This is a genomic window from Micromonospora vulcania, assembly GCF_042658605.1.
Lineage (GTDB): Bacteria > Actinomycetota > Actinomycetes > Mycobacteriales > Micromonosporaceae > Micromonospora > Micromonospora vulcania.
Genome location: NZ_JBHSQS010000018.1, coordinates 1 through 13,649 on the forward strand (window position 1 = coordinate 1; position 13,649 = coordinate 13,649).

Genomic DNA, 13,649 nt, shown 5'->3' on the forward strand with positions numbered 1-13,649 from the left:
TCTTGCTGCCACCAACAGCGGCGCTTCTACTCCAAGCCCCACAAGTCAGACACCGTCACGACTTTGCCGAGGCCCTGGGCTCTCACCCTTCTCGGAACGATACTCGGCGCATTTCTGGGCCTGCTCGCGCCGATCGTCACCGGGGGGATCGGCCGACGTGAGCGAAATCAGACCTCGCAACGGGAGATCGCGGGGCAGATTCTCGAGATCTTCGAGTCGCCTCAGCCGCTCCCCGACCTATTGTGCTCCACTGATAGTGCCGCCCGGCGACGGTTATACCTGCTGGCAATGCGTGTACAAGATATCCATGCAAGGGAATCGGCGCTGGAACTGGTTGCCGTCTCAGGATCGGACGGCTCCGCAGAACGTCTGCACGACGCATGGTTCAATGCGATGACCCACGTCGGTCGCGTCTGGCGTCAAGGCAAGGCGAAGGCCTAGCCATGGATAAGCAGATGATCCCCGCTGAAGTTAGAGCAGCGCAGCGAGCGCTCGGCCGCTACCAGCCTTCTCCGACGCAGCCCGAGTCGCCGACGCTTCCAATCCAAAGTACTAGCTCCACCGATGTGGAGGCCATCCTGGTCGAAGTGCTCGACGCCGACCGCGTCGATATAATCGGGGTACTGCCGCCACAATGTGTGGACCGCCTCGTCGAGTTGCACGCCTTGCGGGAGGCTGCGGAGGGCGGTAGTTCACTGCCGGCTCATGTACGTTACGTCACGCCAGCCCGAGATCGAATCACACTTTATCGCCAACCTGGCGTCCTGGGCACCCTTGTGCAACGCTGGATGACTGGCGTCACGGGTTTGAGGAACTGGCTTGAGCCTAGGACTACTGATCCGAATAGCTCGATGCGGTTGGAGATCTTTCAGTTCGATGACATGTTCCTCGACTGCGTCATTTATACCGTAAGAGATGGCGTCGAGCGGGCCGCGATTCTGAGTCAGTTGCCCATTCTTACCTCTGGCCGGGTAGGAGCAGCCGCGGCGGTATCCACGGTTGTTGCCTCCCGGATGTCGGCCACTCAAGTCAATGAGATGAAGACTTACATCCGACTACTGCTGAACCAGGCGATGCCACTGACCCAACGACAGGTTCGTTGCAGCTCGGCGGAGAATCGCAGGATCGGTGGACCCTTCACGCCGGCGATCCGCCGCGTCGCGGCGTATGGGCGCCTCGCAGTCGACGATGTCGAGCCGATCGCCGTCGTTGCAATCTGCGCCAATACGGCATCGGGCCCATGTGTTCTCCTGAAGCCAAGGAACGTCAAGAACTCAAGGGACGACTTTCGCAAGCTGTCGCTGGTTAGTGAGCGTATCCTGATAGAAGATATGTCTCAGTACTCCCGCGGGTCGATCGACGGAGACCACGAAAAAGCGCTGGACGATCTTTGGATGGCGGCAGACCAACCTGAGCCATTCCTCATCCCCGAGGAGAGCTTTAGGAGAGCCGCACAGCGTGAACTGTTTGTTACGTGCGGCCTGGACGTCCCGACCGGCCGATTGGCGCTAAAAGGCACCTGCATCCTTGATCGGGAGGACGAGGTGACGCACCTCGGCTTTTACGTCTTCCGCCTGGATCTACTGCGGACCGTCGGCGTGGATGAGTTGAAAGAAGTCCAAGCCTGGAATCCCGAACTGGTCCTGGTGCCCATAACTGATCTGTATAGCGCGACGTTCAGGCCTCGGCTCAATCGGCTCCTCACCCGAAAGCAGGAATGGCTTGTGGACCATGTCTTCTCCATCCAATAATTCGGATGGCTCACCTCACGGAGGAGCATTTCTGATGCTCGACGACATTGCGCCCGAACACCATACTGTAATCTCCGCTGCAATCTTTCGGGACCTTCACAAGCAAGAAATTCTTCTCGGGGTACGAAAGGCGACGCCTCTTGTGCAGAGGTTCCCGGGAGTGTTGAGCACGCCCACGATGGGCCTGCCGTCCAGGTTGTTCAAGATACTCGATGAGACAACCGACACCGAAAGACCAGGGGTTTACCCTGTCGGTTCGCAGGAACTGGTCCAGGTCGGCCGCGGCGGGTATCTGGCTTCGGAGGCAGCCTATGCCCTGGAGAGCCTCTTTGCGCGGAAGCTTGGACTCGCTGCGCCGCTTGCGGCGGGGCGGCTATATGCACAAGCAAGGCTGATCATCAAATCGTGTGACGACGTGGCAGACCCTCTGGGCACCCAGAGGGCAAACCGAACTTCGATGCTCACATACGAGGTAGTCATGGAAGACGGTAGCGAACAAGTGCCTGATGAAACGGAGTCATACTCAACGCTCATGTGGGTGCCGATAGAACTCGCTCATCGCGCGATAACTACCAGAGATGCGCTTGTGGTTAGTGACCGGCTCAACCCATTCGAGGTGTGTGCGAGCGGTCTCTGCCTGAGATCCATTGCTGGCGTTCTAGCTGATTCCCTACGCCGGTGAAATTTGGTGCGTGAATTCTGGGAACCACAGCGCAATTTCGCGTGCGGCCTCATCTGGATCGCCGGACGCGTGCACGAGGTTTGCCACCGGCCGAGATTCATCGTTGGCAAAGTCGGTCGAGTCCACGCTTAGATCCCCGCGAATGGTTCCCGGTGCCGCCACTACCGGAAGCGTGTTCCCGATGATTTTCCGGACAATTTCTATCGCCCGGTTTCCGCTAAGGATGAACGGGACCAGAGGGCCGCTGCTCAGAAACTGCACCAACCGTGACCGCACGATTCGACCAATCTCGACCGCGTCGTCGGTGCCTAACTTGTCGATTGTGGATTTTCCGAGTTGCTCATGATCGGCGAGTGTTTTGCCGCCGACGACCCGCAGCCATTCCACGTCGCGCGGGTAATGGTTGTCGATCATGTCGTGTTGGCTTGACGACACGCGAATGGCCTCGATGCGTAGCCCGGCTCGTTCGAATCTATTGAGGATTTCGCCTGTCAGGCCGCGACTGTAGGCGTCTGGCTTGACGATGACTAGAGTGAACTGTCGCATCTCGACCCCCTTTTATTTGACAAGGACTCGCCTACTGCTGATCACGAAGAACCTGTCGATAGTATGCCACAGTTCGCTCAATGCCGACTGGTAGCTCGGTCAGGTCGTCTGGGCTAACCCCTAATTCCGCGAGCGTGGCAGGATTGGCGAGGACCACCGCCCCCGGTGTCTCGCCCGGGCGCATCGGCAGATGGGAAATGGAGCCGGCACCGACGCAGCGGATCACCTCGGCCGCGATGTCGAGTACGGTCGTGCGGCGTCCGGTTCCGGCCTCGTAAACGGGATGCGCTGCCAGTCCGTCCTCAACTTTGATCAAGGCCTTTGCCAGAATTCGAGCAAGGTCTCCGACGTAGATCATGTCCATGACCTGTTGGCCGTCGCCGTATATTTCGATTGGGTGGCCGTTGATGGCTCTCGCGACGAATGCGGGTACGATCTTACGAACCTTGCCCGAGCCGTAGGGGCTGGACAGCGCTTGGCCAGGGCCGTAGGAGTTGAAGCCGCGTACTACTGCCACCGACACGCCACGGAACCTGCTGTACATGTCGCAGAAGCGCTCGACGGCGCTCTTTGTGATGCTGTAGGGGTTCTGCTCGAACCAGTTTCCAACAGATATGTTCACGCCCGGGATTCTGTGATGTGCGGCAGCCTCAAGGATGTTGATGCCGCCCACGATATTCGTTTCGATTGCTGGCCTCGGGATCGCAATGGTCTCCTGCGATCCGAGTACGCCGGCAAGGTGAATCCAGGAGTCTGCCTGTGACATCGCCTCGTGGACCGCGACGGGATCCCGTATGTCACCTAGGGAAACCTCGACTCCAGGCTGCATCGCAGGGGTCTTCTGGATGTGGTCGAACGCGACGACCGTGCGGCCCATCGCCAGCAACTCCCGAGTCACGTATTGGCCGATGAAGCCGTTGGCGCCGGTAACCAAAACCTTCTTACCCGGCATGTCTGCTCCCGGATGCGCCCACTTTGTCCGGGTATTTTTCACCAACAAAGAAAGTGAACGTGGGTACCCATCCTGTGCGACGTGTCGTTGTTCGCCTATCAGCGGCGAATTGCTCGTAGTGTTCCATGTCGACGAACCAGTCCAGGAACTGGGTTAGTTGCCATCCTGCACGGAGTGCCTCGTTGTAATACGTCTCGGGCCTGCGGTGGTAATAGGTCAACGGGCCGACGATGCCGGATATCAGGTAGTCACTGAGCTCTTGCTCCCGCGACACGTCCCGATTGATCACGAAGCCATCGTCGACAACATAACCCGCGTGTGCGAAGTACGGGTGGACGAGTGCGACGACAAGTCGACCGCCGGGCTTCGTAACCCTGTGGAACTCCCGGAGCGAGGTAGCGAGGTCGCTGACCCACATCAGAACCAGACTGCTGACCACGACATCGAACCTGTCGGACGGGTAGCTCATGTTTGTGATGTCTTCGCGGGTACTCTTCACTCCCGGACGCCGAGTTGGCGGAGGTGCCAGGTCACATTGCCATGCCTCGGCCGGATCTAGCTCCTCGAAGAGCCAGCCAGTCCCACATCCGGCATCGAGCACACATTTCGTGCTCACCGGACCGACCAAGTTCACAACATTGGGGATCAGACCCATTCGTCGGATGTACTCCGAGTCTCGCCCTGTGTCGACCGTCAGTTCAGCATACGGTTCCTGCTGGTCCGTCCATGCTGGACGGTCGATGCTTGAATCGTCGATCGGAACCTCCCAGGCGTCGCTGTCCGCGCCACGTAACCGGATCTGTGCAATCGGCGGCGCTCGACCGAGTCGGTGCGTACAAGTATGACAGGACTCTGCTGGTGGCACATCCAACGTCGACGCACCCCAGGACGCCTAGGTGGGCTGGGCGTCGGTCAAGCGCTGGCGTATAGGCCGCCCCTTGGCAATTGACCTCTATTTATGCTCTGTCCCCGCGCACCGCGGCCGGACATGCCAATCCTTCGGCGCCCACCCGTGGTCACCGTCTGCGGACCAACCCTGCTCTATTGGGCGGTTCTGACGCGAACTCCTCATACCCGTTGCAGCGGCGGGTCCCTCGCCGCGCGAGAGAACGGTGGCGGGGGAGATTGGTGCTGCACTGCAGGTAACGCTCGGACCTCGACATGCCCCGACCAGTCCACCGTCAGGCGTCGGTCCTCGCTCGCGGAGGGCGGGTCGCACAGCGCTACTCGCGCTGGTGTCCTGGGCGTCCGTCCGCTGAGACGACAGCACGTACCCCTACAGACCCGGCTGTGACGCCCTGCTCCAACGGGGGGAGAAAGGCGGAAGCGCGCTCTCGGACGCCCTCGGGCACCGGCGGGGCGTTGGCAGACATGTCGGGTATGTGCCGTGGCTGGGTCGATCATGGCCAGGGGAGGCCACTGGCAGCCGGACATATGAGACGAAGCCCTTGACCGCAGAAGTGCTGGTCAAGGGCTTCGAATTAGCTGGTCTCACTTAGCAAGTGTGCCCCCGGCAGGATTCGAACCTGCGCCCCCGCCTCCGGAGGGCGGTGCTCTATCCCCTGAGCTACGGGGGCTCAGCGACTGGAGAAGACTAGCAAACCTCCTCCGTGAACGCCGAATCGGTATCCGGTGACCCGATCGTGTCGCCGACCGCCCGATGCTGGTGCTAGGCCGCGATCGCCCGGCCGCAACTGGGCAGCGGGTGCAGGACGATCCGCCGGGGAGGGCGGCGCGGCCACTCGTTGCGCGGCCAGGAGCCGTCGATGATCAGGTGTACGGTGCGCTGCTCCTCGCCGCTGAGCCGCAGCACGAACTCGCGGGGGAGCGGCGGGTCGACCGTCGGTGTGGTGATCATGAAGCGCACCCGGCCGCGGGACGAGACGGCCGAGATCACGTCGGCCGCCGGCATGGTGCCGCGCAGTCGGACCCGGCCGATCCAGTAGACCTCCGCGAGGTGCTCCTGGGCCGCCCGGGTGATCGCCGGGTACTCGCTGCGTACCCACCGCTCGACCGCGCTGACGCAGAGCCCGCAGGCCCGCTCGCGCGGCTCGCGCGGACCCAACCCCCAGGCCCGCAGGTACGCCCCGACCGCGCCCGGATCGAGCGGGAGGTCGAACCGGCGCTGGATGAGCGTGGTGAGGCTCTGCCTCGTCCACAGCTCCTCGTCCAGGCCGAACTCGTCGGGGTGGACACCCCGCAGCACGTCGATCAGTTCGAGTTCCTGTTCGCGGCTGAGCATTCCCGGCTCGCCCTGCCGCTGTCCGCGACGGACGGCTGCCACCGCCCCGTCACCGCCGATGGTGTGGCGTCGGCACCAGCTGGTGACCGAGCGCCGCGCGTCTCTGAGTGCAACCCCCACGTCCCGGACAACGAGCACACTTCCTTTTAAGTAACCCTTAGCGGAAAAATCGACCGTAAGGCTCATAGCGCCCGCCGAAGGTGGTGCCGTCGCGGCACACGACCGCGCCCCACCGGCCTGGTGCTGGCCGGTGGGGCGCGATGGTGGAACCGATCGAGGAGCTAGCCCGGGTTCTGTTGGTACGCCCGTAGCTGGGTGACCTCCAACTGCTGGTTGCGCTTCATGGTGCCGGCCAGTTCGACCACTTCGTCCCGGTCGGTACGGTCGAGGACACCGTCGATCATGTGCAGGCCACCGAGGTGATGCTTGATCATCAGCTCCAGGAAGAGGCGGTCCACCTCCGTGCCCTTCGCCTCGCGGAGCTGGGCGATCTGCGCACTCGTCGCCATACCGGGCATCAAGCCGTCAGTGCCTGCCTGGGTGCCGTCCGGCATCCAGGCCATCGAGGGCTGACTGCCGGTGGGCAGCAGGTGCCACTCCTGCAACCAGCGCTGCATCTGACCGATCTGGCTCTGCTGGGTCAGCGCCATGTCGTACGCCAGCTGCCGGATTTCCGGGGTCGGCGAGTTGGCGTACGCGATCATCGCCATCTCGACGGCCTGGGCGTGGTGTCGGGACATGTCCCGGGCGAACCCCGCCTCGGCCGAGGCGTCGTCGGGCGTACGCGGTGGCGGCGCGAAGACGCCCGCCCCGTAGCCGAGTGCGAAGACCAGCAGGGCGACCAGGGCCACCAGCGGAGCTCGGTACGCGCCGAGCCCGCGCCGCGGCCTGGGCTCCTGCGCCGAGTCCTCGGGCTCATCCACCGCGTCCTCGACGACGGCCGTCACGCTCAGCTGCCCGACTCGGCCGGCATGTCGCGCGGGGTGGTGCCGGTGCCCGTGGTGTAGCTGCCCGACGAGCAGGGCACGCCCGCCTCCATCGAGGCGTTCTGCGCCAGCGTCGTCGCGAACTCCTTGACCCGCGGGTCACTCGCGCTGTCGACCTTGAGCTGGTAGCCCCACGCCTGGAGCGACACGGCCTTGTCGAGGCCCTCGTACGGGCTCATCAGCATGAAGTCCTTGCCACGGACCAGGCTGGCCAGCTTGTCCACGTCGGCCTTGGGCAGGTCGGGGCGGTAGGTGATCCAGACCGCGCCGTGCTCCAGGCTGTGCACCGCGTTCTCGCTGGCGATCGGGGCGTCGTAGACGTCGCCGAGGCAGCGCTGCCAGGTGGCGTTGTGCACGCCGCCGACGGGCGGCGAGTACTTGTAGGTCAGCGGGCCGGACTTGTGCGACTCGTACTTCAGGCTCTCCGGGTCGCTCTTGCGGATGTTGACGATGCCGTCGATGTCGCTGGCCTGCTTCTCCCAGCCCTTGGCCCCCTGGAACGACGCCCAGGCGCCGTAACCGACGATGCCGACCGCGAGGAGGCCCACGGCCACGAAGAGCGCGATCGGACCCCAGGCGCGGCCCTGGCTCACCTTGACCGGGGTGATCGGCTTGCGGGGACCCTTGCCACCTGCCCGCGGAGTGCCGGCCGGCTTGCCGGAGCCGGCCTTGGCGCCAGACGCCGGCCTGCCCGCGGCCGGCTTCTTGCCGGTGGTGACCACGGTCGGGCGGCGCTCAGGGCCACCCGGGGTGCTGATGCTCATCGTGCCTCGTCAGGTCGGTCGGTCAGGGGAGGTGGCGGGCCGGATGTCGCGAGGGTCGCCGCCGAGTGCCCGAGTCTACCCCCGATAACATGGTTCGGTGACTCCTGCAGAACTAGCCTCGGTCGTCCTCACCGCTGCCCACGCCGTCTTCGCCGAGCGCGGCCTGGACCGCGCCGCGCTGCCGGAGCGCACGGTGGTGGAGCGACCGCGCAACCCGGAGCACGGCGACTACGCCTCGACGCTCGCCCTGCAGTTGAGCAAGAAGGTGGGCGTCCCGCCGCGCGAGCTCGCCGAAGCCCTGGCCGATCAGCTGGGCCGGGCGTCCGGGGTCAAGTCGGTGGAAATCGCCGGGCCGGGCTTTTTGAACATCCGGCTGGACGCGGCCGCCGCCGGCCAGCTCGCCCGGGTGATCGTCGAGGCGGGAGCGGAGTACGGCCGTAGCGACCGGCTCAACGGCGAGAAGATCAACCTGGAGTTCGTCTCGGCCAACCCGACCGGCCCGGTGCACATCGGCGGGGTCCGCTGGGCGGCCGTCGGCGACGCGTTGAGCCGGCTGCTGCGGGCCACCGGCGCCGAGGTGGGCACGGAGTACTACTTCAACGACGCCGGTTCGCAGATCGACCGGTTCGCCCGCTCGCTGCTCGCCGCCGCCAAGGGGCAGCCCGCGCCGGAGGACGGCTACGGCGGGGCGTACATCGGGGAGATCGCCACCGAGGTGCAGGCCCGGCGGCCGGAGGTGCTCACCCTGGACGACGACGCCGCCCAGGAGGTGTTCCGGGTCGAGGGTGTGGCGTTGATGTTCGACGAGATCCGCTCCTCGCTGCGCGACTTCGGGGTGGAGTTCGACACCTACTTCAACGAGAAGGACCTGCACGACCGGGGTGAGCTGGACCTCGCCTTGGCCCGGCTGCGGGAGCAGGGTCGGATCTACGAGTCCGAGGGCGCCACCTGGCTGCGCACCACCGACTTCGGCGACGACAAGGACCGGGTGCTGCGCAAGTCCAACGGCGAATGGACCTACTTCGCCGCGGACTGCGCCTACTACCTGGACAAGCGGGAGCGCGGCTTCGAGCGGGTCGTGATCATGCTGGGCGCCGACCACCACGGCTACATCGGCCGGATGAAGGCGATGGCCGCGTGCTTCGGCGACGACCCGGAGCGCAACCTGGAGATCCTCATCGGCCAGCTGGTCAACCTGGTACGCGACGGCGCCCCGATGCGGATGAGCAAGCGCGCCGGCACCGTCGTCACCCTGGAGGACCTGGTCGACGCGATCGGGGTGGACGCCTCCCGGTACGCGCTGGCCCGCTACTCCAGCGACTCGCCGATCGACATCGACGTCGAGCTGTGGACCCGGGCCGGCAACGACAACCCGGTCTACTACGTGCAGTACGTGGCGGCCCGCACCGCCAGCGTGGCCCGCAACGCCGCCGAGCTGGGGCTGGCCCGGGGCGACGGCGACGACTTCCACCCGGAGCTGCTCGACCACGAGAAGGAGAACGAGCTGCTCAAGGCACTCGCGCAGTTCCCCGCCGTGGTCGCCTCCGCCGCCGAGCTGCGCGCCCCGCACCGCCTGGCGCACTACCTGGAGAAGGACGTCGCCCAGTCGTACCACCGGTTCTACGACAGTTGCCGCGTCCTGCCGCGCGGCGACGAGGAGTTCACCGACCTGCGCCGGGCCCGGCTGTGGCTCAACGACGCCACCCGCACGGTGATCGCCAACGGCCTGGCCCTGCTCGGCGTCACCGCACCCGAGAGGATGTGACATGCGCGCTCACGAGGCCGGTGCACTGCACGGCGACATCGGCAGCCGGGGGCCGACCTGGTTGCGTACCCCGGAGGACGTCAACGCCCTCCTGCCGTCGCTCTGGCCGCGCACGGTGGCGCGTGGCGCGGACGGCGCGCTCACCGTCGCGGGCCTGAGCGTCCGCGACCTCGCGGCCGAGTTCGGCACCCCGGTGTACGTCCTCGACGAGGACGACCTGCGCTCGCGCTGCCGCGACTTCCGGGCCGCCTTCCCGACCGAGGACATCTACTACGCCGGCAAGGCTTTCCTCTGCCGGGCGGTGGTCCGGATGATCGCCGAGGAGGGCCTGCACCTCGACGTGTGTAGCGGTGGTGAGCTGGCCACGGCGCTGGCCGCCGGAATGCCGCCGGAGCGGATCGGCTTCCACGGCAACAACAAGTCGATGGCCGAGCTGACCCGGGCACTGGAGGCCGGGGTGGGCCGGATCATCGTCGACTCGTTCACCGAGATCGACCGGCTGACCGCGCTGGCCCGCGAGCGGGGGGTCCGTCCCCGGGTGCTGGTCCGGGTCACCGTGGGCGTCGAGGCGCACACCCACGAGTTCATCGCCACCGCGCACGAGGACCAGAAGTTCGGCTTCTCGCTGGCCGGCGGGGCAGCCGCGGCGGCGGCCTTCAAGATCCTCGACGAGGACGTGCTGGAGCTGCGCGGGTTGCATTCGCACATCGGCTCGCAGATCTTCGACACCAGCGGCTTCGAGGTCTCGGCGCGTCGGGTGCTCGCCCTGCAGGCGCAGATCCGCGACGCGCGCGGGGTGGAGCTGCCCGAGCTGGACCTCGGCGGCGGCTTCGGCATCGCGTACACCACCCAGGACGACCCGTCCACGCCGCAGGACCTGGCCAAGCGACTACGCAAGATCGTCGACTCCGAGTGCGCGGCCGAGCGGCTGGCGTTGCCGCGGCTCTCCATCGAGCCGGGCCGGGCCATCGTCGGGCCGGCCGTCTTCACCCTCTACGAGGTCGGCACGGTCAAGGACCTCGACGGCATCCGGACCTACGTCAGTGTGGACGGTGGGATGAGCGACAACATCCGCACCGCGCTCTACGACGCGTCGTACTCGGCGACGCTGGCGTCCCGGGCATCGACCGCGGAGCCGTTGCTCGCCCGCGTGGTGGGAAAGCACTGTGAGTCCGGGGACATCGTGGTGAAGGATGAATTCCTGCCCGCCGACGTGCAGCCCGGAGATCTTGTCGCGGTGCCCGGCACCGGTGCCTACTGCCGAAGCATGGCCAGCAACTACAACCACGTGCCCCGGCCGCCGGTGATCGCGGTCCGTGATGGCCAGGCGCGTCTGATCGTCCGGCGGGAGACCGAAGAGGACCTGCTCGCATTGGATGTTGGATGACGTCACCTGTGCGCTTGGCGCTGCTCGGCTGCGGCACGGTCGGCCAGGAGGTGGTCCGGCTGCTGCACGAGCAGTCGGCGGACCTGGCCGCCCGGATCGGCGCTCCGCTGGAGATCGCCGGCATCGCCGTCCGTCGGCTCGGCCGCGATCGCGGTGACCTGCCGATCGACCCGGCCCTGTTCACCACGGACCCGCTCGGCCTGATCAAACGCGACGACGTGGACGTGGTGATCGAGGTGGTCGGCGGCATCGAGCCGGCCCGAAGCTGGCTGGTCGAGGCGCTGCGCGCCGGCAAGAGCGTGGTCACCGCCAACAAGGCGCTGCTCGCCGAGGACGGCGTGGCGCTGCACGACGCGGCGGCCGAGGGTGGCGGCGACCTCTACTACGAGGCGTCCGTGGCCGGGGCCATCCCGCTGCTGCGCCCGCTGCGCGAGTCGCTGCACGGCGACCGGATCAACCGGGTCACCGGCATCGTCAACGGCACCACCAACTTCATCCTCTCCGCGATGGACGCCACCGGCGCCGGCTTCGCCGAGGCCCTCGAAGAGGCCACCGAGCTGGGGTACGCCGAGGCCGACCCGACCGCCGACGTGGAGGGCTTCGACGCGGCGGCCAAGGCCGCGATCCTCGCCTCGCTGGCGTTCCACACCCGGGTCGGCGCCGCCGACGTGCATCGGGAGGGCATCACCGAGGTCACCGCCGCCGACGTGGCCAGCGCCCAGGCGATGGGCTGCACCATCAAGCTGCTCTGCATCGCGGCCCGGGGCGTCGACCCCGCCGGCCGGGAGACGGTCAGCGTCCGGGTGCACCCGGCGATGATTCCCCGCAGCCACCCGCTGGCCAGCGTCGGCGACGCGTTCAACGCGGTCTTCGTGGAGGCGGACGCGGCCGGGCAGCTGATGTTCTACGGCCGGGGCGCCGGTGGCGCGCCGACGGCGAGCGCGGTTCTCGGTGACGTGGTGGCGGTCGCCCGCAACCGGCTCGCCGGGGTGCGCGCGGCCAGCGAGAGCGCGTACGCCGACCTGTCGGTGCGGCCGATGGGTGAGGCGCTGACCCGCTACCACGTCAGCCTGGACGTCGCCGACCGGCCGGGTGTGCTGGCCGCGGTCGCCGGCGTGTTCGCCCGGCACGACGTGTCGATCGCGACCGTGCGGCAGGGCTCGGCGGGCGGGTCGGCTGCCGCTGCCCGGGACGACGACGCCGAGCTGGTCATCGTCACCCACGTGGCCCCGGACGCCGCGCTCGCCGCGACCGTGGACGAGCTGCGCGGCCTGGAGATCGTCCGGTCGGTGACCAGCGTGCTGCGGGTCGAGGGCGGGGTCTGAGTCGTTTGTCCCGGTGGGGGCGGGCCGAACGAGGCCCCGGCGTCCCGCCAGGTGGGTAACCCCGGGTGTGCCACCGGTCGCTCCGGCAGGCTGGTCCAGGGTTGCTGGGTTCCCAGGTCGGCGCAGCGGTAGAGGCGAGGAGAACGACATGTGGCGGGGTCTGATCGAGGCGTACCGGGATCGGCTGCCGGTCACCGAGGCCACGCCGGTCGTGACGCTGCACGAGGGGAACACCCCGCTGCTGCCCGCGCCGGTGCTCTCCGCCCGACTCGGGTGCGATGTCTATCTGAAGGTCGAGGGCGCCAACCCGACCGGCTCGTTCAAGGACCGTGGGATGACCCTCGCGGTGTCCAAGGCGGTCGAGGCCGGCAACAAGGCCATCATCTGCGCCTCCACCGGCAACACCAGCGCCTCCGCGGCGGCGTACGCGGCCCGGGCCGGGCTGACCTGCGCGGTGCTGGTGCCGCAGGGCAAGATCGCGCTGGGCAAGCTGGCCCAGGCGCTGGTGCACGGCGCGAAGCTGCTCCAGGTGAGCGGCAACTTCGACGACTGTCTGGCACTCGCCGCCAAGCTGGCCCAGGACCACCCGGTCGCGCTGGTCAACTCGGTCAACATCGACCGGCTGCACGGGCAGAAGACCGCCGCCTTCGAGATCGTCGAGGCGCTCGGTGACGCGCCCGACATCCACTGCCTGCCGGTCGGCAATGCGGGCAACATCTCCGCCTACTGGTTGGGCTACTCCGAGGAGCAGGCCGCCGGCACCACCACCCGGGCGCCGAAGATGTACGGCTTCCAGGCCGCCGGTGCGGCCCCGATCGTGACCGGTCAGGTGGTGCCGGAGCCGTCGACCATCGCCACCGCGATCCGGATCGGCAACCCGGCGAGCTGGACCAGGGCACTGGACGCCCGGGACGCCTCCGGTGGGTTGATCGCCGCGGTGACCGATCGGGAGATCCTGTCCGCGTACCGTCTGCTCGCCCGCGAGGTGGGTGTCTTCGTCGAGTTGGGCAGCGCGGCCAGCGTGGCCGGCCTGCTCCAGCAGGCCGCGGCCGGCACGGTTCCGCCCGGCTCGACGGTGGTCTGCACGGTGACCGGCCACGGTCTCAAGGACCCGGAGTGGGCGATCTCCACCGCGCCCTCCCCGCTCACCATCCAGAACGACCCGCTGGCCGCGGCCCGCGCTCTCGATCTGGCCTGAGCCGGCACGGCCACCGCGCCCCGGCGGCGGGAAGGCGGCCGAGGGCGGGAC

The 13,649-nt window shown here is 67.0% G+C and carries 13 protein-coding genes and 1 tRNA gene; 7 read left to right on the plus strand and 7 right to left on the minus strand.

Annotation, left to right across the window (positions count from 1 at the left end; translation table 11 throughout):
• The 3 genes from ACFQGL_RS24520 to ACFQGL_RS24530 form a co-directional block, all read left to right on the plus strand.
• A partial coding sequence (locus ACFQGL_RS24520) for a hypothetical protein (protein ID WP_377514752.1) occupies nt 1-441 on the plus strand: 441 nt, incomplete at its 5' end.
• A gap of 2 nt (nt 442-443) precedes the next feature.
• Nucleotides 444-1,751: a hypothetical protein gene (locus tag ACFQGL_RS24525; RefSeq protein WP_377514753.1), complete on the plus strand. Its 1,308-nt coding sequence runs from the start codon at nt 444-446 to the stop codon at nt 1,749-1,751.
• A 34-nt stretch (nt 1,752-1,785) separates the two neighbouring features.
• Complete coding sequence (locus tag ACFQGL_RS24530; protein WP_377514754.1) at nt 1,786-2,433, plus strand: hypothetical protein; 648 nt, start codon at nt 1,786-1,788, stop codon at nt 2,431-2,433.
• On the opposite strand, the gene ACFQGL_RS24535 is transcribed toward ACFQGL_RS24530, so the two are convergent.
• The 7 genes from ACFQGL_RS24535 to ACFQGL_RS24565 all read right to left on the minus strand — a co-directional run bounded on the left by ACFQGL_RS24535 (nt 2,422) and on the right by ACFQGL_RS24565 (nt 7,923).
• Nucleotides 2,422-2,979 carry a nucleoside-diphosphate kinase gene (locus tag ACFQGL_RS24535; protein WP_377514755.1) on the minus strand — a complete coding sequence of 186 codons (558 nt, stop codon included), beginning with the start codon at nt 2,977-2,979 and terminating at the stop codon, nt 2,422-2,424. The genes ACFQGL_RS24530 and ACFQGL_RS24535 overlap by 12 nt on opposite strands.
• 31 nt (nt 2,980-3,010) lie before the next feature.
• Complete coding sequence (locus ACFQGL_RS24540; RefSeq protein WP_377514756.1) at nt 3,011-3,931, minus strand: NAD-dependent epimerase/dehydratase family protein; 921 nt, start codon at nt 3,929-3,931, stop codon at nt 3,011-3,013.
• A complete protein-coding gene (locus tag ACFQGL_RS24545) occupies nt 3,921-4,586 on the minus strand; it encodes a class I SAM-dependent methyltransferase (protein ID WP_377514757.1) in 666 nt (221 codons plus the stop codon). Before ACFQGL_RS24545 ends, ACFQGL_RS24540 begins: the two co-directional genes overlap by 11 nt.
• An 850-nt stretch (nt 4,587-5,436) precedes the next feature.
• Nucleotides 5,437-5,508 (minus strand) — tRNA-Arg (locus ACFQGL_RS24550).
• Nucleotides 5,509-5,600: 92 nt separating this feature from the next.
• On the minus strand, nt 5,601-6,293 hold the full coding sequence (locus ACFQGL_RS24555) for a winged helix-turn-helix domain-containing protein (RefSeq protein WP_377514758.1): 693 nt from the start codon (nt 6,291-6,293) through the stop codon (nt 5,601-5,603).
• A 161-nt stretch (nt 6,294-6,454) separates the two neighbouring features.
• Complete coding sequence (locus ACFQGL_RS24560) at nt 6,455-7,126, minus strand: DUF305 domain-containing protein (protein WP_377514840.1); 672 nt, start codon at nt 7,124-7,126, stop codon at nt 6,455-6,457.
• Nucleotides 7,123-7,923, minus strand: a complete 801-nt coding sequence (locus tag ACFQGL_RS24565) for a DUF3105 domain-containing protein (RefSeq protein WP_377514759.1) — start codon at nt 7,921-7,923, stop codon at nt 7,123-7,125. The genes ACFQGL_RS24560 and ACFQGL_RS24565 overlap by 4 nt, the downstream gene beginning before the upstream one ends.
• Nucleotides 7,924-8,020: 97 nt before the next feature.
• Between ACFQGL_RS24565 and argS the strand changes: the two genes are divergently transcribed.
• The 4 genes from argS to thrC all read left to right on the plus strand — a co-directional run bounded on the left by argS (nt 8,021) and on the right by thrC (nt 13,598).
• Nucleotides 8,021-9,688: an arginine--tRNA ligase gene (gene argS, locus ACFQGL_RS24570; protein ID WP_377514760.1), complete on the plus strand. Its 1,668-nt coding sequence runs from the start codon at nt 8,021-8,023 to the stop codon at nt 9,686-9,688.
• A gap of 1 nt (nt 9,689) precedes the next feature.
• Nucleotides 9,690-11,075 carry a diaminopimelate decarboxylase gene (gene lysA, locus ACFQGL_RS24575; RefSeq protein ID WP_377514761.1) on the plus strand — a complete coding sequence of 462 codons (1,386 nt, stop codon included), beginning with the start codon at nt 9,690-9,692 and terminating at the stop codon, nt 11,073-11,075.
• 8 nt (nt 11,076-11,083) lie between these two features.
• Complete coding sequence (locus ACFQGL_RS24580) at nt 11,084-12,400, plus strand: homoserine dehydrogenase (protein ID WP_377514841.1); 1,317 nt, start codon at nt 11,084-11,086, stop codon at nt 12,398-12,400.
• Nucleotides 12,401-12,548: 148 nt separating this feature from the next.
• The gene (gene thrC, locus ACFQGL_RS24585; RefSeq protein WP_377514762.1) at nt 12,549-13,598 is read left to right on the plus strand and encodes a threonine synthase; all 1,050 of its coding nucleotides are present in this window, start codon (nt 12,549-12,551) and stop codon (nt 13,596-13,598) included.
• The last annotated feature ends 51 nt before the right edge of the window (nt 13,599-13,649 follow it).